The following is a 22,014-nucleotide window of genomic DNA, read 5'->3' as shown; positions in this document are numbered from 1 at the left end:
TTTGCTATACTAAAAAGGATGAGAGGAAAGGTGATGCAATGTGAGACTTGTTGCTTTAGTAATATTAGTAATCCCAGGGCTTGTTGCTACGCTTGGAATAAAGCTGATGCGTGACGCAGTTTTTGGTCTTTTCTATCCGATATTATTTCACTCAGCCATTCAATTTGTAGTGGGACTTCTGTTTTTTTTAGGCGGTATTGCTTTTATTGGAGGTTTTATTTTACATAGGGATAGAAAAAGAAATCTTACCAAAGGTCGATTTAAGAATAATGAGAATAATAAAAAATAAAGGTAGGTGGTGTATGTAATGGACAAATACTTTGATATGTTTAAAAACCAGTATCCCTTTAATTTATTAACCGACCAAGAATTCATTCAAATAACCGACGGCGCACAGGTAAGAGAATTTAGAGAGAACGAATTTATTATACACGAAGAAGATAATGAAGAATCAGTTGAGATACATTTTTTTATATCAGGGCTAGCAAAAAATATCATGCATCGTTCAAATGGGAAACAAGTGTCCATTCGCTTTTACTATCCTGGTGACCTAATTGGAATGATGATTATGCTTTCTAGTGGAGAAATGAGATTTTCTGTTCAAGCACTAGAAAACTCTAAAACAGTCCGCTTAAACAAAGCTAACTTTATGGAAGTAATGACAAACAATACAAACTTTTCGAAAGTAGTGCTAGACGGTATTAGTAATTTAATGAAAAGCTTATATCAAGAAGTAAAATACAAAAGTTCTGATACCGATAATCAGAATGAAAAAGAGTTATATAAAAAACGCGTTGATACTTTTATGGAATTACCCGTCTTCATTGATCCAAACCAATCAATTGAAGAAGCTGCAAGGTACCTCCAACAAAAGGAATTGGAAGGTTTGATTGTAAGTAACGGTAATGCTGAAATGAGCGGAATGATAGGCTACACGGAAATTTTAAAAGCTTATCTTCAAAATAATCATAAAAGCTCGGTAAGAAACTATATGAAAGAGGATATGTATTCGGTAACTGATCAAGATTTTATCTACGAGGCTCTAACCTATTTGAAGCATCATCCAACAGTAATAATTCCTGTCTTTCACAAGACAAAAGTTGTAGGGTTCTTAAGGCAATCATCTTTTTTTGATATTAAAGATTCTGTTTACTTCGACACTAGCTATCGAATATCAAATGCCAATTCAATTGAAGAGTTGAAAAATCTTTCTCCTTTAAATAACAAACAGTTTCAACTATTTGTTAAACAATTGATTGATGAAGGCACACTGGGATATGACATTTGCGAATTAATTTCAAGTTTAAATGATCGTATCCATAAACAGGTGATTCACATAGCTGAGGATGAAATGATTAAGGAAGGTTATGGCCCCCCTCAAATTAACTATTGCTTCATTGTAATGGGAAGTGAAGGTCGTAAGGAACAAGGATTTAGTACCGATCAAGATAACGGATTAATCTTGTCCGACTATAAACACTTTCAAGATTCTGAAAGGATTGATTTATACTTTAAGAAGATAAGTGAAAAAATTAATTTCATGTTAGAAAAATGTGGATTCCCCTTATGTACAGGTGGGATAATGGCTAAAGAAGATAAATGGAGAAAAACGTACTCGCAGTGGTCCAATGATTTAACTGATTGGGTAGTGAAAATAGATGCGGCTGAAATCAGAGATTTTACGATTTTCACCGACTTCCGCCCCATCTATGGTGATTATTCTTTAGCATATAAATTGAGAGATGAGCTTACAATAAAAATTAAAAAATCATTGAACCTTCACCAATTACTTATGAAAGACACTTTAAGATTTAAGGTTCCCATCCAACCATTTGGCAGGATGATTCGAATAGGAAAGAACAGAAATTTAAATTTAAAAAAATCGGCCACCATGCAAATTGTAAATGTCATCCGAATTTATTCGGCAAAAAATGGCATTGATGATCCCAATACAATTAATCGGCTTGATCAATTAGCTAAAGAAGAGAGATTTCACCCAAGAGATGCAGAAAATGCAAAGCTTGCTTTGCACAGATTACTGACGTTTAGATTAACTCAAAATTTAATTCAATTAGATAAGGAAGAATCATTAACAAATGAGATTGATGTTCAAAAACTATCTAAAGATGAAAAAAGAAAATTAAGAGAAGCACTATCAATAGCTAAACGACTACAACAAGTGATTGAATTAAGTTTCAACCGGAATCGGGTGGTATAATGTTACCAATCGATTTACAAATATTAAAATATTTCTTTTTTGAGAAGCCGATTTATCATTATAAAATTAAACCCTATTTTAAACTAGAAACATACGAAGAATTAACGAATGCACTCAATCAGTTTCAACGAAAAGAAGCTTTAGAATTCAGTAACCTTGATGAAACACCTTTTACAATTTTCGATTTAGAAACTACAGGTTTGATCCCGGAGGTTGGTCACGAAGTTATTTCGATTGGCGCAGTTCAAATAAACGGATTAAAACATTGTAGAATTGAAAGATTTCATGAAATAGTAAAACCCATTCGACCAATATCGAAAAAATCTTCCGAATTAACTGGGATTGATTATAAAGATATTAAGAACGCTAGGCCATTTATTGAGGTTTTCAAGGATTTTTTAGCATTCAGTAAAGACTCAATTCTAGTTGCACACCCAGCTAAATTTGATATGAGATTCTTGCAAACGATGCTAAAGAGATGGAAACTGCCCGTTTATCAGCCGTATGTAATCGATTCTCAGCTAATTGCTAGATGGGTATTACCTGAAGAAAATTATCAGTTAGATTCGCTAATTCGCCATTATAATATTGAGCAATTAGAAAGACACCATGCCTTAAACGATGCCATCATGACTGCAGAATTATTCGAAATTCTTTTAGAACAAGCAATTAACCGAAATATTCGAACCTATCAGGATTTAAACGACGCCTTACAGCCTTTCAAGTTTAATCGCAGTCCAGTAATAAAACATCGTGACTGGTCATAATTGACCAGCCACGATGTTTTATTTGAACTTATAACTCCAGACAGACTTAAAAGGTATCATTCAAAAAATGATTTATATAAGGCTTTAACTGCATTATTAACTCCAGAAGCTTTAATTCCAAACATTAATGATACCTCTGAAGAACCTTGATTAATCATTTCCAAGTTAACATTTGCCTCTGTAAACGCTGCTGTTGCTTTACCAGCTATTCCAATTGTGCTATTCATACCTTCTCCGACAATCATTATTAGAGCAAGATTGCGTTCGACATGAACCATATCAGGGTCAAGCTCTGCCTTAATTCTCTCGATTACCTTCTGTTCCTTCTCGACCGACAGTTGACTTTCTCTTATAATCACAGACAAATCATCAATCCCTGATGGCGTATGTTCAAATGAAATACATTCATCTTCTAAAATGTGTAAAAGACGACGACCAAAACCTAATTCTCTATTCATTAAGTATTTACTCACATACAAACTAAGAAACCCTGTATCACTAGCTATGCCTACTACTGGATTATCACCTGTTTCTTTTTGAGATACAATAATCGTCCCTAGGCCATTTGGATTGTTTGTATTTTTAATACATACTGGAATACTTGCTTTAAATGCAGGAATTAATGCTTCATCATGGAACACTGAAAATCCTGCATAAGATAATTCTCTCATCTCTTTATATGTTAAAGCAGTAATTTCTTTTGGATTATCAACAATAGTTGGGTTTACACAATAAACAGAATCAACGTCCGTAAAGTTCTCATATAGATCCGCCTTAATTCCAGCAGCAACGATAGATCCCGTTATGTCCGAACCACCTCGTGAAAAAGTGACTAATTTACCTTCCTTTGTATAACCAAAAAAACCAGGAATAACAACAATTTCTTTGCGCTCTCTTAATTTATAAATTTCATCGAAACTTTCGTCTAATATTTGTGCACTTCCTGGTTCATCACTTACAATGATACCAGCTTCTTGAGGACTTAAATAAGTTGCCTCTAACCCTAACGATTGTAAGTATGCACTAAGTACTTTAGCCGATGAATCCTCCCCGATTGCTTTTATTGCGTCAACTTTTAATTCATCACTATATTCAGATGCTAGCACTTTCTCTAAATCCTGCTTAATTTCCTTCAAAACATTTTCTGGCAATTGTAATTGCTCCGTTATCTCTTTAAAACGAACCATAACTTGTTCTAGTTGGTAATCATAAGAATCCTCATTGAAATACGCTTGACCGAGGTCAATTAGCAAGTCAGTAACTTTTGTATCTTCTTTGAACCTTTTACCAGGCGCTGATACAACAATTGCTCTACGATCTGAATCATCCATAATTATATTAGCAACTTTTTTTAATTGTTCTGCACTAGCTACAGAACTTCCTCCAAATTTTGCTACCTTCATAATTAACCTCTCCATTTATACCGTTTATTGTTTTTGTGTACAATTCAAAATATTAACATACTTCAGGAATAATTGTTATCCAAAAACAGTAGTATAAAGCAGTCTATGATGGAGAATTGCTCCGTTTTTAACCTTTAACATGGTTAATTTGTTAGATTTTACTGATATTTGACACTATTTACTAACTAAAAGACCTTGAAATAATATCAAGGCCTTTATCTAAAAATAATTTACACTAAAACACCTTTTGGTCATTTAGGTTGCAAATCGTCCTCATTTATAAACTATTTTTTTATAAACATTTGTGTCCAATAATAACCATCTTTAGTATAGCCAACTCCTATATGTGTAAAATTACCATTCAGGATATTTTTTCGATGGCCAGGACTATTCATCCAAGCTCTAACTACCTCTTGTGGTGTCCGTTGCCCTTTAGCAATATTCTCTGCAGCACTCCGATAACTTATCCCAAAGTCTTTCATCATTGTGAACGGAGATCCATAGGTCGGACTCGTATGTGAAAAATAATTATTATCACGCATATCTTCTGACTTATATCTAGCAACTCTTGACATTTGCCAAGCAGGCTTCAATGCAGATAAACCCTGCTTGGCACGTTCTTGATTCGTTAATTGAATAACTTGATGCTCAGTGTGCTTAATAGTATCAATGGTGGGTATATTCAATTTTTGGTTAGGGTAAATTAGATCAGGATTGTCTACCTGTGGATTAGCTTCAATGATCTCTGTTACTCCTCTTTTGTACTTAACTGCAATTTTCCACATACTATCACCAGGTTGAACTGTATAAGTTTCTGCTGCCAAAGCAGAAAGTGGTGTTAATATGAATAAAAATAATGCTAGAAATACTACTATGTTCTTCATATGTGAGCCTCCTTTTAATGATAAATTCCCTCAAATTGGTTAATTTTATTCATTAAAAGTCGAGAAAACGAAGCTATTTACATAATTGTTATTTTTTAAAAATAACAGGATTATATTTATGGATTTATGGGTATAAAAAGTATAAATACGAATATGGAGAAATCAAATATGTCAAAACTAGAAGCAAAGATCGTTAATCTAAGATTGGAAATGTACGAGGCTTACAATTTGAACCCCCACAGTGGTGAAGTATTAAAGATATCACAGGAATTAGATAAACTAATTAATGAATATATAAAAAAGAAAAGTAACCCCACCAGTAGTTAGGTGAGGCTATACATCAAAGTAAGTATTCATTCGTTATTTCAACCTGAAAATTAGCTAGCACGGTGATCTAAACGCAACCTGTCCGCTACCATTGCAATAAATTCGGAATTGGTTGGTTTTGCTTTAGTAAGACTAACAGTATAACCAAATAATGACGAAATGGAATCCATGTTACCTCGACTCCAAGCTACCTCAATTGCATGCCGTATTGCCCTTTCTACTCTTGAAGCCGTTGTATTATACTTCTTCCCGATATCCGGATAAAGAACTTTAGTAATCGATCCTAATAATTCAATATCATTATAAACCATTGTAATTGCTTCTCTTAAGTACATGTACCCTTTAATGTGAGCAGGCACACCAATTTCATGAATAATATGTGTGATGTTAGCCTCAAGGTCTATTTTTTTATCTCTATTCCCTCTTTGTTTTACCCCCTTTTTTTCTAACGCTGGAGTAATACCATACACTTGTCTAATCTGGTCACCTAAACTTTCCAAATCAAATGGCTTTAAAATAAAATAAGAAGCTCCTAAATCAACTGCCTTTTTTGTCACTTCTTCTTGCCCAAAAGCAGTTAACATAATTACGTTTGGATATTTTTTCCTTTCAAGACCTCTAATCTTACCAAGAACTGCCAGACCATCTACATGAGGCATAATAATGTCAAGAACCAAAACATCTGGTTCAATCTCTTCTAATAGTTCTAAGCAATCCTTTCCATTATAGGCAGTGCCGATAACATCAATATCTGCTTGACCCTCAAAATAATCCTCCATTAATTGAATTAACTCACGGTTGTCATCGACTAAACATACTTTAATTTTCTCCACATTCAGTTCCTCCTTAACGTATTGCGCTAATCTTCAAGTAACAGTTTCGACACAAGTTCGAAAAATCCTTCTTTTAATCAAAAAACATTATGTTTTTTTCCATTTACTTTAGTTTTCTTTAGTTTTCTTAGTTTTTCGATTCATTATGACAAATCACGACCACGGCCTGTCGAATAATCTTTATTTTAACATATAATCTTCAAAAGGAGAGAGTTCTTACCAATGTTGATAAGAACTCTCTTTAATCCACTTATATTAACTTGCTTCTTGTTTTTGTTTTTTATAAATGTCTATTCCTGCTTCATCTAACATCCATTCAATATGCACACCATAACCAGACGTTGGATCATTAACAAACACATGTGTTACAGCGCCGATTATTTTGCCATTCTGAATAATCGGGCTCCCACTCATTCCTTGTACAATTCCACCAGTTTTATCTAATAAATCTTGATCGGTTATTTTAACAATCATCCCTTTTGTTGCAGGGAATTTTTGTGGAACACTATTTACAATTTCGACATCAAATTCTTGAACTTCTTCACCATTCACTACTGTCAAAATTTTGGCAGGTCCTTGTTCCACTTGATTAGATAACGCAATTGGCATTGGCTCATCCATTTTTCCATTGGAAATACTCTGATTTAGTTTTCCAAATACCCCAAATGGACTGTTTTTCGTAATATCACCGATTGCATCATTACCACCTAAAAATTCTGCTTGCTTTTCACCAGGTGTCCCGTTGCTGCCTTTTTCAATTGATTTTATATTTGATTTTACGATTGTACCGTTATGGATTTCTATCGGTTTTCTCGTATCCATATCAGAAATAACATGACCCAAAGCACCATATTTCTTCGACTTGGGTTCATAGAAGGTCATCGTACCAATGCCTGCTGCGGAATCTCTAATATATAAACCAATTCGGTACTCGTCCTCCTTTGAATCAAGATATGGTTTTAATTCAGTGTTGAAAGTTTCTTTTCCTCTCTTTATTTTTACATCTAATGATTTATCACTTTTCCCTGCTTCTTCTACAAATGGAGCAACTTCTTGCATATTATTAATTTCTGTCCCATTTATTTCAAGAAGTGTATCACCAATTTGGATGTCAGCTTCCTCACCTGGAGAAACTTCACTTTCATCTGTCTTAATTAAGTGATGTCCTACAACTAACACTCCTAATGTCTGAAGGTTCACTCCAATTGATTGCCCACCAGGGATAATTTTGAGGTCGTCCAGAACGTCTACATTTACTTTCTTGATCGGGAGTCCAGCCAATTCATATACGATACTGCTTTCACCTGTTGCCAGCGTCTTAAACTCTGTTGAATTTAAAGCCTCGATCACTCGGTCTGATTCTGAGTTCTTCACATTGACACCTTGTCCCATGGCTGGGACACTTATTGAGTCTTGTTTATGAAAAGTAGTTATTTTGTCTGGTATTGAAAGATAAGTCTGTATCGGCGTAACAAATGGAATACACAGGAAAGCAACAAGGAGCAAGATGCCTATCCCATTTCTAAAGTTGTTGAATCTCAAGTAAATTCACTCTCCTCGTTCCTAACCCACATTTTTAATTTCTGTGTACTTCTAATTTGACCTTAGAATTGATTTTTTAAACCCTGAAAAGATGAGAAAAAAGGGTTATCTTTTCCTCTATTGTCTTTGAATTTTTATTAAAATCATGCATAGAATAGATAAAAACATGAAAAAGAAAAAAATAAAAAAACCTCACCATCATCAACAGACGGCAAGGATTTTTATTTATTCGTATCGTTTTTAAATTTATTAGCAAGCTCAATCAATTCTCTAGCATGTTTTATAGATGTTTCTGTTAACTCTGAACCTGTTATCATCCGGCTAACCTCTTCAACACTTTTCTCCTCAGTTAACTCATTTACAGTGGTGCTTGTTCTTTTGTTTGTTACGTTCTTTTCAATTAATAGGTGTGTATCGGCCATTGATGCAACTTGAGGTAAATGAGAGATGCATAACACCTGTGATCCACTAGAGATACCATGGATCTTCTCTGCTATCGATTGGGCAACTCTTCCACTTACTCCAGTATCTACCTCATCAAAGATTACACTAGTTACTCCCTGATGCTTCGAAAATGTTCGTTTTAGTGCCAACATAATCCTTGATAGTTCACCACCAGACGCAACTTTATTAATTTCTTTTAACGGTTCCCCTGGGTTTGTAGTGATTAAAAATTTAACTAAATCAAAACCATTTGTAGAAAGTTGAGTTGGTTTTTCTTCGTACAGAAAATCTTTATTTTGACCTTTTTTAGCAGTGATACTAACGTCAAAAGAAGCCTTTTCTAAATATAAATCTTTTAATTCCTTATGGATATCTAAAATTAAGGATTTTGCTGCTTTTTTTCTTATGTCATGCAAGTGTTTTGCTTCCAAAAAAGTATCTTCGGTTAGACTTGACAGTTCATCTGAAAGCTTAAGTAGGTGTGAATCTCTATTTTTTATTTCATCAATTTCCTCTTCAATTTTCGCTAAATATTCTAACATGTCATTGACCGTAGGTCCGTATTTCTTTTTTAAACGATTTAATTCACTGAATCTGCTTTCTATTTCGTTCAATCTTTCTGGATTAAACTCTAGTTGATCAAGAAAATTCCGAAGATCATAGGACATCTCTTCGATTAAGAAATAGTGATTAGAAAACTCTTCTTTTTTTATTTCTAGTTCCTTTTCATACTCACCTGCTGCTTCGAGGCCATTTAAGGCTAAGGATAACCAGTCAAGTCCCTTTTGGTCGCCATAAAGGGCTTGATATGCGTCATTCACTCCATTGTAAATTTTCTCATAATTAACTAATTTTTCACGCTCGGTAGACATTTGTTCATCTTCATCAGGCATTAATTCCGCTTCTTGTAATTCATTAAATTGAAATTCTAATAAATCTAACCGTTGTGCCATTTCCTGTTCATTTTCATTAAGGGTTTTATACCTTTTTCTTAACGCGGAAAGTTTTTTATATAAATGAGTGTACTCTTGTTTAATAGGGTCTATTTTGTCCCTTTTATACAAATCAAGTAGCTCAATATGTCGATCTACATCCATTAATGATTGTGTTTCATGTTGACTATGAATGTCGATTAAAGTTTTTCCGAATTCCTTCAATATACCAAGTGTTACAAGTTTTCCGTTAACTCGGCAAATGCTCTTACCACTAGAAGTGATTGTACGATTAAGCACAACCATCCCATCGCCCTCAATAGTAATACCATACTCCTTACCCTTCGCATAAACAAGGTGTTTAGAATCTTCAATAATAAAAAGACCTTCTAGGTTAGCCTTTGAAGTACCATAACGAACAAATTCTACAGAACCTCTACCACCAGCTAGTAATTCGACAGCATCAATTATGATTGACTTACCTGCGCCCGTTTCTCCAGTTAGAACCGTTAATCCTTCTTTAAAAGTAACGGTTATTTCATCAATAATTGCGAAATCTTTTATCGAGAGTTCAGTTAACACATTTCTCACCTCAATTTATGGTGTTTAAAATAATTAACAAATATTGAATTTAGAGCATTTCTAATAATCGATTTTTAATATCTTTGGTATCTTCTTCAGTTCTACATATGATTAATATTGTATCATCGCCACAGATTGTACCTAGAATTTCATGCCAATCTAAATGATCTATTAACGCACCAACCGCGTTCGCATTACCAGGCAATGTCTTCATAACAATGAAGTAACCTGCCTCATCAATCCGGACAAAAGCGTCCATAATTAATCTTCTTAATTTTTCCAGTGGATTAAAACGCTGATCAGCTGGAAGGCTATACTTATACCTACCATCTATCATGGGAACTTTTACTAGGTGAAGCTCCTTTATATCTCTTGATACAGTAGCTTGAGTTACGTTGTATTCTAGGTTTCGTAGGCGATTGACTAAATCATCCTGTGTTTCAATATCGTTATCTGTGATAAGTTCTCTAATTCTGATATGCCGTTGTCCCTTATTCATAGTCACCCTCCATTCAAGTGCACCTATTATTTATTGTTGTTAAAGAAGAAAAATTTTAACTGTCTAAACGAAATCTAGTCAGACTCTTAAGTTAAACTATCTACTGTTGTACAACTTAAATAAACTAATACAACCAACATAAACTGGACTACATAAACATATGTAGCCCAACAGTATCATGTATGACTGTGTGTTTGATGTGCTTTATCGACTACTCTGTCAATTTCGACATTATTCATTCCATTTCCTTCTTTTTGTTGTTTATCCCAAAATAAATTCACTAAAAACTCTATATTTCCATCGCCGCCAGTGATTGGAGAGAAGGTCAACGATTTAACTTGATATCCCTCTTGTTCAGCAAACGTTATTATATTGGTTAAAACTTGTTTGTGAATTAGAGGGTCGCGTACAATTCCTTTTTTGCCTACCTGACTTCTACCAGCTTCAAATTGTGGTTTAACAAGAGCAACTACATCACTACCACTAGCAAGTAACTTAGATAGTACAGGCAGAATTAATTTTAATGAAATAAATGAAACATCGATTGTTGCGAAATCCGGAATACCATGAGTGAGCTGATCAGGTGTTACATACCTGAAGTTTGTTCGTTCCATAACGACTACACGTTCGTCATTACGTAGCTTCCAGTCCAATTGATTATAGCCAACATCGACCGCGTAGCTCAACTCCACTCCATTTTGTAGAGCGCAGTCCGTAAATCCTCCAGTAGATGATCCAACATCAATCATTTTTCTTCCTGTGACATCAAGATTAAAAGCATCTAAAGCTTTTTCTAACTTCAAACCACCTCTTCCTACATATGGAATCAACTTTCCTTTGACAGTAAGAGGCAATTCTATATCAACCTTCACACCGGGTTTATCTAAACGAACATGCTCCGAAAATACTAAACCCGCCATGATGGTCCGCTTTGCCTTTTCTCTTGTTTCAATTAAGCCACGTTCAACTAATAAGATATCTAGTCTTGTTTTCTTACTCATAATGTAATCAAGCCCTCTGCCTTTTACTAGGCAACATTTGCCTCAAATTCTTGACAACTTCATCTTTGGTTAGACCAATTTCGTTTAACAGCTTCTTAACATCTCCATGCTCAATAAACTTATCCGGAATTCCCATTCGTTGAATATCTATATTTTTATAATTATTTACTTCATTAAACTCTAAAACTGCGCTGCCAAAACCACCCTGAAGAATTGCTTCCTCTATCGTTAGGATAGGTTTATTTTCAACCATTAATTCATGAAGCATCACTTCGTCGAGTGGTTTAATAAAACGTGCATTGACCACTTTAACAGAGTAACCTTGTTTGTATAATTCAGCTCTAGCTTCAAGTGCCATTTCAATCGTAGTACCGAATGTTAGAATTGTCGCATCATTACCTTCTTCTAATACTTCCCAGCTACCGATTGGAATCTCTTTAAAGGGTTCATCGTTTGGAACCCCGGATGCATTACCTCTTGGAAAACGCATCGCAATAGGACCATCTTGATACTCGATTGCAGTATGCACCATATCTTGACATTCATTTTCATCTTTTGGCATCATTAGTACCATGTTCGGTAAATGTCTTAAAAAGGCTATATCAAATACGCCTTGGTGAGTCTCTCCATCTGCACCAACTAGTCCTGATCGATCAATTCCAAAGGCAACATTTAAATTTTGCCTACACACATCGTGAAGTAATTGGTCATAAGCTCTCTGCAGAAACGTGGAATAAATAGCCAAGAAAGGTTTCATCCCCTGTGTTGCCATTCCAGCTGCCATTGTAGTCGCATGCTGTTCAGCAATACCAACATCAAAAAGCCGGTCTGGGAACTCCGCCTGAAATTTGTCCAGTTTTGAACCAAGAATCATTGCCGGTGTAATCACTGTCAGACGGCTGTTTGTTCTAGCTATTTTTTGTAGCGCACCACTTACAACCCCACTCCATGCAGGTGGAGCATTAACAGGTGTTATTTTTTCACCAGAATCAATCTTATAAGGTCCAACCCCGTGCCATTTGTCTTTCGTGTCCGACTCAGCTGGGTTATATCCCTTTCCCTTTTGAGTAATAACATGAATTAGTACTGGACCATCAGTTTTTTTTGCGTATTGTATATTCTCTTGAAGATTATTAAAATCATGTCCATCTACAGGGCCATAATAAGTAAACCCAAACTCTTCAAATAGCATGCCTGGAACCATAAAGTATTTCATGCTGTCTTTCACACGTTCTGCTGTTTGAGCAATTCGACCACCCACTGCTGGAATCTTCTTCATTAACCATTCTAATTCGTCTTTTACCCTATTATACTTCCCTGCACTTCGCATACGACCAAGTGCATTATGAAGAGCTCCGACATTATTAGCAATAGACATTTCATTATCATTTAAAATGACTATCATGTTCTTTTTCTCATGACCGATATGATTTAAGGCTTCAAGAGCCATTCCTCCGGTCAACGCTCCATCACCTATTATTGGAAGAACATAATTATTATCTCCCTTAATATCACGAGCAATTGTCATACCCATTGCCGCAGACAGTGATGTAGAACTATGACCTGCTTCCCACACATCATGTTCGCTTTCACTTCTTTTTGGAAAACCACATAACCCCTTATACTTACGTAAAGTATCAAATTGCGAAGTGCGTCCAGTTAACATCTTATGAATATACGACTGGTGCCCTACATCAAAAATCAGTTTGTCCTCTGGACTGTTAAAGTGTTTATGCAAAGCTAAAGTTAATTCTACCACACCAAGATTAGCACCTAAGTGTCCTCCTGTTACTGACAACTTTTCGATTAAAAATTTCCGAACCTCAAGTGCTAAACTGTCTAATTCTTCGTTTGATAATTTTTTTAGAAACGAAGGATCTTTAATTTTTGTAAGATCCATATGGGATGCCTCCCCTTCATGTTTTATTTCTAGTCTCTTTCTTTTCACTTGGCATTATTTTTATTTTAAATTTATCTTCAATAAATGCAATGGTTTTCCCAACAAAAAAAATAATGTTAGTAGAGCTATGGATAGCCAAAAATTTCCCTATTGCTTTTCCACCAACCGTTATCGCAGCAACCAAACTAGTTAAAATAACAGAAACAATTATATGGAAACTAGATCCATCCGCTTGTCCAAATCCGTTTGAAAATTGTATAACAACAATTGCAGAAGCTGTTCCACTAACAATCCCTGATATATCACCGATAACATCATTACAAAAGCTTGCGAATTTATCTGCATTTCTCACAATTGTAATCGCTTGCTTGGATCCATTTACCTTCTCGGCTGCCATTGCATGAAAAGGAACTTCATCAGCAGCAGTAGCTGCTATTCCAAGCATATCAAAGAAAACTCCGATTAATACAATTGTTAGAACAATTATTAAACCAAAAATCCATATAACGCCATTTAAGACTGATGAAGAGATGACTGAAAAAATAGCCGCTAACACAAACGTGATAACGGCAATAGATAAACTGAATCTAATCGACTTTTGCAACTGTGACTTTGACATTATGAATAACCTCAGTAATTTTTAAGTTTAAGTATTATGTAAGTAGGAATGGTCACTCAAAAGGTAAAAACTGCGGCTTAGGTCCAGTAGGTTTTCCCAAACAGGTACCGAATGTTGCCATTCTGGCGGTTCCCCTTTAAACCCATCTTAGCGTTGTTACCAACAGCTAGACTGAATTACCACTTAGTCCGCACTATAATCCCTTTTAAATGTCCATTTGGAACAGTCTAGGAGATTTCCTCAGCAGCCTTTTTAACCGTCTCCTAGCCTCTTTTGCAGAACTGATTTCATATGCTGTACATACGAATTGAAAGTGGCCACAATCTCTTCGTACTTATAACATAATCCCCTCAGACACCACTCAAGGCAGGCTACGCTACGAACAAGGATTCCCCATCCCAATTACGTAGGTTCATACCCCAGTCCATAGCAACTCCTGCTAAGAAGTCACCACAGAGATGGGCCTCCGCGGAAGCAGGGTCCTCGCCCACATGCCTTTGTGGATCGCCCTGCAACCTTAACTCCCAGCACCAACCCAAGGCTGGGCGCCTCAAGCCGGCACAAGGAACTTCATCGATGTGCCCTTTGGCGGATTTTTAGGCCCGCCTTCAGAAACGGAAGACTGACTAGAATACTGCACCATTCCTATATTATTTACAATATAACATATTATAGATAATTGCTCAATTATTTATTAAATCATGCAAATTAGTATTTTCTGTCACTTAAGTAGTCGGTTAACTGCTCAAGTATTGTCTCCTTAACTCCTGCTTCTTTAAGTGAATTTTTCGCCTGTTCTACATAAAACTCTTTTTGCGCTATCGCACCATTTAATCCCAATAATTTCGGGTACGTACTCTTGTCATTGCTTTCATCGCTTCCTACTGGTTTTCCTAGAAGAGAAGGATCACCCGTAACATCTAAAATGTCATCTTGTACTTGAAAAATCAGTCCCAAATAATAAGCAAATAAATTTAATGCTGCCATTTGTTCCTTTGATACATTTTTCATAAATGCACCACTGACAATAGCATACTTAATTAATTGCCCCGTTTTTGCTGTGTGAATTTCTTCTAATTTTTCTAAATCAACATTCTTTTTCTCCGCTTGCATGTCAAGAATTTGACCTGCTACCATACCTCTTGGACCACCAGCCTTTGCCAGTTGATTAACAAGAAATACCTTTTGTTTATCGGTGATGTTTGTTTGGTTTGTTATCAATTCAAAGCTATATGTTAGTAAACCATCTCCAGCGAGAATCGCTGTTGCTTCATCAAACTTTTTATGATTGGTTGGTTGACCTCTACGGTAATTATCATCATCCATTGCCGGAAGATCATCATGTATCAATGAATATGTATGAACCATTTCGAGAGCAACAGCTATCGGTAAGACGTCCTGATAACTACCACCATACGCCTCAACACTTGCCATCATTAAAATAGGTCGAAGTCTTTTTCCACCTGCTTCGATTGAATAAAGCATCGATTGTTTTAATCGATCTGGAATATTTAGCGCTTCAATCTGAATAACGATTTCAGTATTGAATGCCTCTTGCCTATCAGAAATATAATTAGCTAGAGTTTCTCTCACTTCTCTTCCTCCTGAATCGTGAATGGTTCAAATTCACCTTGCTCGTTGATGATTTGCTCCATTTGCTTTTCTACGCTAGTAAGCTTATCACTGCATAGCTTAGACAACTTCATGCCATCCTGATAATAATTAATTGCTTTTTCTAGAGGTACATCTCCCTCTTCAAGCTTCTCAACAATTTCTTCTAATTCTTTCATTGCTTCCTCAAAAGTTAACTCTTGTTTAGTCATTTTCTTTTTCCTCCTCAATGCCCCATACTTGGCAATCCAAAGAACCTTGATAAAGTTTTACAGTAATTTGTTCCCCTGGCTCTACTTGTTTACTTGAACGGATAACATCGCCTTTTTCAGAATAAGATACGGAATACCCTCTTTTCATAGTTGTAAGCGGGTTAAGGATTGCCAATTTTTCAAGCGTAGAATCAAACCTTTGGTTTAAAGATTGGTATTCGCTCTTAAATGCATGTTGAGTCCTCAGGGTTAATTGATTAATTTCATTCTTAAGCTGGATTAGTTGCTTCTTTGGATGTTGTTGGACTAACCGTTTTTGCAGATGTTGCCACTGTTTATTATTTGTACTGTTTAATACAGTCATTGATTTTGTAAGTTGATCCACTTGCTTGTCAAGCTGTTGTTCTTTTTGTTGTATTAATTGTGCGGGGTAACGGAAAGCGTATGACCTTGTCATCTGATCTAATTTTTCTTTGGCTGTCGCTAATCTCGAAATAGTCGCTCGATTTAGTGCTCGCTTATGTGCATTTAGCTTTTCTTTTAATTCTTGCTGAGATGGCACTGCTAGTTCCGCTGCACCAGTTGGGGTTGCCGCTCTTAGGTCTGCAACAAAGTCACTAATAGTAAAATCCGTTTCATGGCCAACCGCAGAGATAATTGGAACTTTTGAAGTCGCGATTGCGCGAGCCACTTTTTCTTCATTGAAACTCCATAATTCCTCTATCGACCCGCCACCGCGACCGACAATCAATACATCAAACTCGTTTAAATTATTGGCGAGCTCAATTGCTTTTACAACAGATGCAGCCGATTGTTCACCCTGCACTAAGGCCGGTATAATCGATATTTTGATGATTGGATATCTTCTTCTTATGGTTGTGATAATATCACGAATCGCAGCACCTGTAGGGGAAGTTATTATACCGATATGCTTAGGAAACTTTGGAATAGGGAGTTTCGTTGATTCATCAAATAATCCTTCCTTGGCCAATTTTTCCTTTAATTGTTCGAAGGCAAGATAAAGAGATCCAATACCATCTGGTTCCATTTGTTGAATATATAGCTGGTACTGCCCTTGTGGTTCATATATATTTATTTCACCTTTAATAAGAACGTTCATACCATTTTCTGGTCTGAATTTCATATATCGATTATTACCGGCAAACATTACCGCTTGTATTCTTGACTTATCATCTTTCAGCGTTAAATACATGTGGCCACGGCTATGGTGTTTAAAATTAGAAATTTCGCCTTTTAACCATATTTCCTTTAAATGTTTATCCAACTCAAACTTTCTTTTTAAATATTTTGTAAGTGCACTAACAGTTAAATATTTTTGATCCATTTTAGACACCTTCGTCTACTTTTTTTGTATTTTCAAAACTAGGATTGCTAGCTTTCACTTTTCATAATGGGGCCTCTAGATTAAATTTTCACTTTAGCTTTAGAGATTATTAAATTGACGTGCGGACTTGATTGTATTATGTAACAGCATAGTGATTGTCATTGGTCCGACACCTTTTGGAACTGGAGTTATATATGAAGCCTTCTCTTTAGCTGATTCAAACTCTACATCACCTGTTAGTTTTCCATTAGCCATACGATTAACGCCCACGTCAACTACAACTGCGCCTGTTTTTATATCATCACCTGTTAGAAAATGTTCTTTACCGACAGCTACAATTAATATATCTGCATCTTCAGTAAATTCTCTCATATTCTTGGTTTTAGAATGACAATAAGTTACTGTTGCATTTTCGTTTAATAATAACTGCCCGACTGGTTTGCCAACTATGTTACTTCTACCGACAACCACAGCTTTTTTTCCTTCTATTTCGATGTTCTTAGATTTCAGCATTGTAATAATACCGAATGGTGTACACGGAAAGAACGTATCTTTTCCCGAAATCATTCTGCCTATATTGATTGGATGAAAACCATCGACATCTTTTGATGGTGAGATTGCCTCGATGATGATTTGTTCATCTATATGCTTTGGCAAAGGTAATTGAACTAGGATTCCGTGATTCACCTTATCCTCATTTAACTGATCAATTAGATTTAATAGCTCCTGTTGAGATGTTGTCGATGGAAGCTCAATTAAATTTGACTCGACTCCCACTTCTTTCGATGCCTTTTGCTTACCACGTACATAGGATTTCGAAGCTGGGTCATCACCAATTATTACCACGGTTAACGTTGGAATAATTCCTTTTTCTCTTAATGCATCAACTTCGATCTTCATCTCACTACGTAAATTTGCTGCTAACTCACTACCATAGATTACTTCTGCTGTCATCTACTTCACCCCTATTTGATCATTTTTGAAAGGACACCATTTATAAATTTACCGGATTTTTCATCCCCATAGGTATTAGCCAACTCTACTGCTTCATTAATAGCTACACCTTGTGGAGTTTCTACACCGTAAAACATTTCAAATGCAGCGATCCTTAATAACGTTTTTTCAACAGACGCAAGACGCGAGAGTGTCCAATTTTCTAAGTTATCGGTAATTCTTGAATCAATTTCTTGTTTATTATCGGTAACACCATTAACCATTTGATTCAAAAAAGCGTCTATTTCCTGTTCTTTTTGATCTTCAAGTACATAGTCGATCGCATCTTTTGGTTCGATATCGTTTATATCCATTTGAAAAAGGATCTGAAAAGCCTTTTCTCTAGCTATTCTTCGTTTCATTCTTTACATTCTCCTTCATAACTTATCTTTACAAATGATAACATTTTCCACAATTCAACGCCATATACATCACTTTTACTTTTTATCCATTTAAGTAATCGTATTTGTTCGAATGATTAGATTTAAAGATTATAAAGGCTCTCCTATAGTGAAAAAAAAGAAAGGGCGCATAGGGAGAATATTTTGTCTCCCGTAGGCCCTTTTGGATTCCACCGCACCTTAAAAAAGCAGTGAGCCCCACTTATTTATTTCTGATAAACATGAAAAATAAGTGGAGGAACTACCATTAAAGGCCTGAGTGGCTCTTTTAACAATCAGTGAAAGTATTCACCAACTTGAAGTTTTACCTCATTCTTGGGTTTCGTTCGTCTCTACTCTTTGCTCCATATGCACTCCAACTACATGAATATTTATCTCATCAATCTCGAGTGCTGTCATATTCATTAAAGCCTGCCTAATATTGGTTTGAATTTTCTGAGCTATTTCTGGAATTGTGATACCATAATCTAATACAACAAAAACATCAATCAAAACTCCAGTTTCTGTTAATTCGACTTTTATCCCTTTTCCATGTGATTTTTTACCTAACCGTTCTACTACACCACTAGCAAAATTGCCACGCATTGCCGATACACCGGTTATTTCTGTTGTTGCAATCCCAGCTATTACTTCAATTACTTCAGGAGCTATTTCTACTCTACCTAAATTAGAATCTTCACTAACCTTCAACAAAGAGTTTTCACTCATTTTGTTCACTCCTTCTAAGTAGTACTATCACTTTCCATTATAGTATAATTCTCAAGAAATTTCGTGTTAAAATCTCCTTTTACAAAGACGGGATGTTCCATCATTCTACTGTGAAATGGAATTGTTGTTGAAATTCCTTCAACAACAAATTCGTCTAAAGAGCGTTTCATTCGGTCAATCGCTTCTTGTCTAGTCTTACCATAAGTTATTAATTTAGCTATCATTGAATCGTAGTATGGTGGAATTTTATAACCAGGATATGCAGCTGAGTCAACTCTTACTCCGAAACCACCAGGCGGCAGATACATTTGTATTTCACCTGGAGAGGGCATGAATTGTTTAAATGGATTTTCCGCATTTATCCGGCATTCGATTGCCCATCCTGTAAAGGTAACATCCTCTTGTTTAAAAGAGAGCTTCTCATTATTAGCAATATTAATTTGTTCCTTTATTAAATCAATTCCAGTTACCATTTCTGTAACGGGATGTTCCACCTGAATTCTTGTATTCATTTCCATAAAGTAAAATGATTCTTCATTTTTATCAAAAATAAACTCAATCGTTCCAGCTCCTGAATACTCTACGGCCTTGGCTGCTTTAACCGAAGCATTACCCATCTGTTCTCTTAGATGAGGTGTTATAGCAGGTGATGGCGATTCTTCAATTAATTTTTGTAACCGCCTTTGGATGGTGCAATCTCTCTCACCGAGATGTACGACATTTCCATGATTGTCAGCTAAAACTTGAATTTCAACATGACGGAAGTCCTCTATATATTTTTCTAAATAAACTCCAGGATTACCAAAGGCTGTCTTAGCTTCATTCTGTGTCATCTGAAGACCCTTAACAAACTCTTCTTTTGTTCTTGCTACTCTAATACCTTTACCACCGCCACCAGCAGTTGCCTTAATGATGACTGGATAACCTATTTGTTCTGCTACTTTTATACCTTCGTCTTCATCTTTAATAATTCCATCTGATCCCGGAACAATTGGAACTCCAGCTTGTCGCATTGTTTCTCTTGCTACATCTTTAGTACCCATTTTCTGAATTGCATATGGACTAGGTCCAACAAATATAATGTTACAAGCTTTGCAAATTTCAGCAAAGTCAGCATTTTCAGCCAAGAAACCATATCCTGGGTGAATAGCGTCCACTTCTGTTAACGTAGCCACACTCATAATATTCGTGAAATTTAAGTAGCTATCTTTACTATGTATCGGGCCAATACAATATGCTTGATCTGCGAGTTGTACATGAAGAGAATCTCTATCAGCTTCTGAATAAACAGCTACAGTTTCTATCCCTAACTCTTTACAAGCTCGTATAATACGTACAGCTATTTCACCCCTGTTAGCTATTAAGAGCTTTTTAATCACACTGTCATCCCCTTACTATGCTTTTACTCTGTATAATGGTTGTCCATATTCTACTAGCTCGCCATCCTCAGCCAATATTTCGACAATTTCTCCAGAGACTTCTGCTTCAATTTCGTTAAATAATTTCATCGCTTCGATTATACTTACCACTGTATCGGGTTTTACCTTATCACCTAGTTGAACATAATTATCTTTGTCTGGTGAAGGGGCTGCATAAAAGGTACCAACCATTGGAGAGACAATTTCGTAATCAAAATCACTCTGCCCGTCCTCTTGGTTTACTGGCGATTCGTTTTCTTCCGTCTTTGTTTCAGCCTTCTTAGGTAGCTCCACTTGTGGTATTGGAGGATTAATTGGTTCTGTAGAAATAACCTCACCTTTATGTTTTTTTAGTGAAACCTTAGTTCCATTCGTTTCATAAGCAAATTCATCAATTGATGATTCATCAATTAGTTTTATTAAGTCATGAATTTCTTGCATTTTTAACATCCTATGCACCCCTTTAATTTCGGCATTTAATAACAGGTACTAATAACTCCTCTTAACATTTTACGAAAAGGAGCTAAAAACTGCAACCATAATATAAAAAGTAGAGTATTTATTACCGATCTTCTTTACTATTGTAAGTAGATAGGTATTACTATTTCTTATTTTATCACCAAGCCTTAGTATATATAATAACACATTTATTAATTACTAAAAAATTGAACCAATTAATCAACGACAATATCTCTTTAATCGGTTAAAAAGCTGACTCCGGCGCATTCTAACACCAGAGTCAGCTTTTACAATTTAAAACTTATATAAAAGTGTACTTAACTTACAGGTTGAAATTTAACTTCCACATAAATTTCTCCAAATTCGTCTTTAGCCATTTGCATAATGTGGTTTGCATCTGTATCAGATAGTTCATCTGATTTTACTGTTACAACAACCTCATTATCTTTTGTACGGACGAGAACATCCGGATAACCCTTTTCTGCCTTAATATCATCTTCTAAAATTAATTCCTTTGTTGACAGACTATCCAGTTCCTTTATTTCATCATATGCTGCATTTACCTCTTCGGTAGATGCTACGCTTGAAGCAACAATATCATCTAATTGTTCAATTCTTCTGCTTCTTTCATCCTCAATTTTCATCCTTGTTGACGTAAATAATTCATCTGTTGAAATTGATGATGTTACCGTTCCTTCTTCACTATCCATTTCTAGTGTTTCTTCTGTTTCCTCTGTTGCATCAAGATTTTCTCCTTCTTCAACTAAATCAGTAGCCGCCGTTTGATCGTCTCCCTCAGTTTCTTGATCTAAGTATGCAATTTCTCCTCCATTTGGTGAACTCATGTAGTAAACACTAAGAACGATCATTAGACTTAACATGGTTAGCAACCAGACAGTTTGTTTTTTTAACATTT

General features: G+C 35.6%; 22 protein-coding genes. 4 read left to right on the top strand and 18 right to left on the bottom strand.

Annotation, left to right across the window (positions count from 1 at the left end; translation table 11 throughout):
- Positions 1–40: 40 nt before the first annotated feature.
- From LD272_RS02805 to LD272_RS02795, 3 genes are read left to right on the top strand one after another with little or no spacing between them, the layout of a single operon-like run.
- Positions 41–289, top strand: coding sequence for a DUF2627 domain-containing protein (locus LD272_RS02805; protein WP_226035074.1), 249 nt, complete (start codon positions 41–43; stop codon positions 287–289).
- 18 nt (positions 290–307) lie between these two features.
- Complete coding sequence (locus LD272_RS02800) at positions 308–2,218, top strand: DUF294 nucleotidyltransferase-like domain-containing protein (protein WP_226035073.1); 1,911 nt, start codon at positions 308–310, stop codon at positions 2,216–2,218.
- A complete protein-coding gene (locus tag LD272_RS02795) occupies positions 2,218–2,985 on the top strand; it encodes a 3'-5' exonuclease (RefSeq protein WP_226035072.1) in 768 nt (255 codons plus the stop codon). The genes LD272_RS02800 and LD272_RS02795 overlap by 1 nt, the downstream gene beginning before the upstream one ends.
- A 56-nt stretch (positions 2,986–3,041) precedes the next feature.
- Here the strand turns inward: LD272_RS02795 and LD272_RS02790 are convergent, their stop codons facing one another.
- Both LD272_RS02790 and safA read right to left on the bottom strand, forming a co-directional pair.
- Positions 3,042–4,388: an aspartate kinase gene (locus LD272_RS02790; RefSeq protein WP_226035071.1), complete on the bottom strand. Its 1,347-nt coding sequence runs from the start codon at positions 4,386–4,388 to the stop codon at positions 3,042–3,044.
- Between the two features lie 284 nt (positions 4,389–4,672).
- Complete coding sequence (safA, locus tag LD272_RS02785; protein ID WP_226035070.1) at positions 4,673–5,272, bottom strand: SafA/ExsA family spore coat assembly protein; 600 nt, start codon at positions 5,270–5,272, stop codon at positions 4,673–4,675.
- Positions 5,273–5,440: 168 nt separating this feature from the next.
- On the opposite strand from safA, the gene LD272_RS02780 reads away from it, so the two are divergent.
- Positions 5,441–5,599 (top strand): aspartyl-phosphate phosphatase Spo0E family protein, encoded by a 159-nt coding sequence (locus LD272_RS02780; RefSeq protein WP_226035069.1) that lies wholly within the window; start codon positions 5,441–5,443, stop codon positions 5,597–5,599.
- A 50-nt stretch (positions 5,600–5,649) separates the two neighbouring features.
- Here the strand turns inward: LD272_RS02780 and spo0A are convergent, their stop codons facing one another.
- From spo0A to LD272_RS02700, 16 genes are all read right to left on the bottom strand, one after another.
- Positions 5,650–6,432: a sporulation transcription factor Spo0A gene (spo0A, locus tag LD272_RS02775; protein ID WP_226035068.1), complete on the bottom strand. Its 783-nt coding sequence runs from the start codon at positions 6,430–6,432 to the stop codon at positions 5,650–5,652.
- 255 nt (positions 6,433–6,687) lie between these two features.
- The gene (spoIVB, locus tag LD272_RS02770) at positions 6,688–7,974 is read right to left on the bottom strand and encodes a SpoIVB peptidase (RefSeq protein WP_226035067.1); all 1,287 of its coding nucleotides are present in this window, start codon (positions 7,972–7,974) and stop codon (positions 6,688–6,690) included.
- 221 nt (positions 7,975–8,195) lie between these two features.
- A complete protein-coding gene (gene recN / locus LD272_RS02765) occupies positions 8,196–9,932 on the bottom strand; it encodes a DNA repair protein RecN (RefSeq protein ID WP_226035066.1) in 1,737 nt (578 codons plus the stop codon).
- A 49-nt stretch (positions 9,933–9,981) separates the two neighbouring features.
- Positions 9,982–10,431, bottom strand: coding sequence for a transcriptional regulator AhrC/ArgR (ahrC, locus tag LD272_RS02760; protein ID WP_226035065.1), 450 nt, complete (start codon positions 10,429–10,431; stop codon positions 9,982–9,984).
- 176 nt (positions 10,432–10,607) lie between these two features.
- Positions 10,608–11,435 carry a TlyA family RNA methyltransferase gene (locus LD272_RS02755; protein WP_226035306.1) on the bottom strand — a complete coding sequence of 276 codons (828 nt, stop codon included), beginning with the start codon at positions 11,433–11,435 and terminating at the stop codon, positions 10,608–10,610.
- A gap of 4 nt (positions 11,436–11,439) precedes the next feature.
- A complete protein-coding gene (gene dxs / locus LD272_RS02750; protein ID WP_226035064.1) occupies positions 11,440–13,332 on the bottom strand; it encodes a 1-deoxy-D-xylulose-5-phosphate synthase in 1,893 nt (630 codons plus the stop codon).
- A 16-nt stretch (positions 13,333–13,348) separates the two neighbouring features.
- Positions 13,349–13,951, bottom strand: coding sequence for a hypothetical protein (locus LD272_RS02745; protein WP_226035063.1), 603 nt, complete (start codon positions 13,949–13,951; stop codon positions 13,349–13,351).
- Positions 13,952–14,659: 708 nt separating this feature from the next.
- Positions 14,660–15,544 carry a polyprenyl synthetase family protein gene (locus tag LD272_RS02740; RefSeq protein WP_226035062.1) on the bottom strand — a complete coding sequence of 295 codons (885 nt, stop codon included), beginning with the start codon at positions 15,542–15,544 and terminating at the stop codon, positions 14,660–14,662.
- On the bottom strand, positions 15,541–15,774 hold the full coding sequence (locus LD272_RS02735) for an exodeoxyribonuclease VII small subunit (RefSeq protein ID WP_226035061.1): 234 nt from the start codon (positions 15,772–15,774) through the stop codon (positions 15,541–15,543). Before LD272_RS02735 ends, LD272_RS02740 begins: the two co-directional genes overlap by 4 nt.
- A complete protein-coding gene (gene xseA, locus LD272_RS02730) occupies positions 15,767–17,119 on the bottom strand; it encodes an exodeoxyribonuclease VII large subunit (protein ID WP_226035060.1) in 1,353 nt (450 codons plus the stop codon). The genes LD272_RS02735 and xseA overlap by 8 nt, the downstream gene beginning before the upstream one ends.
- A 99-nt stretch (positions 17,120–17,218) precedes the next feature.
- Positions 17,219–18,073: a bifunctional methylenetetrahydrofolate dehydrogenase/methenyltetrahydrofolate cyclohydrolase FolD gene (folD, locus tag LD272_RS02725; protein ID WP_226035059.1), complete on the bottom strand. Its 855-nt coding sequence runs from the start codon at positions 18,071–18,073 to the stop codon at positions 17,219–17,221.
- An 11-nt stretch (positions 18,074–18,084) separates the two neighbouring features.
- The gene (gene nusB / locus LD272_RS02720; protein WP_226035058.1) at positions 18,085–18,474 is read right to left on the bottom strand and encodes a transcription antitermination factor NusB; all 390 of its coding nucleotides are present in this window, start codon (positions 18,472–18,474) and stop codon (positions 18,085–18,087) included.
- A 348-nt stretch (positions 18,475–18,822) separates the two neighbouring features.
- Positions 18,823–19,221, bottom strand: coding sequence for an Asp23/Gls24 family envelope stress response protein (locus LD272_RS02715; RefSeq protein ID WP_226035057.1), 399 nt, complete (start codon positions 19,219–19,221; stop codon positions 18,823–18,825).
- A gap of 14 nt (positions 19,222–19,235) precedes the next feature.
- On the bottom strand, positions 19,236–20,600 hold the full coding sequence (gene accC / locus LD272_RS02710) for an acetyl-CoA carboxylase biotin carboxylase subunit (RefSeq protein ID WP_226035056.1): 1,365 nt from the start codon (positions 20,598–20,600) through the stop codon (positions 19,236–19,238).
- A gap of 15 nt (positions 20,601–20,615) precedes the next feature.
- Positions 20,616–21,089 (bottom strand): acetyl-CoA carboxylase biotin carboxyl carrier protein, encoded by a 474-nt coding sequence (gene accB / locus LD272_RS02705; protein ID WP_226035055.1) that lies wholly within the window; start codon positions 21,087–21,089, stop codon positions 20,616–20,618.
- 326 nt (positions 21,090–21,415) lie between these two features.
- Positions 21,416–22,012, bottom strand: coding sequence for a SpoIIIAH-like family protein (locus LD272_RS02700; RefSeq protein ID WP_226035054.1), 597 nt, complete (start codon positions 22,010–22,012; stop codon positions 21,416–21,418).
- Positions 22,013–22,014 lie beyond the last annotated feature (2 nt).

It is taken from the genome of Aquibacillus saliphilus (assembly GCF_020404745.1).
Lineage (GTDB): Bacteria > Bacillota > Bacilli > Bacillales > Amphibacillaceae > Aquibacillus > Aquibacillus saliphilus.
Note: the sequence above shows the minus strand (reverse complement) of the source record. Positions and strands in the feature narration are given on the sequence as shown.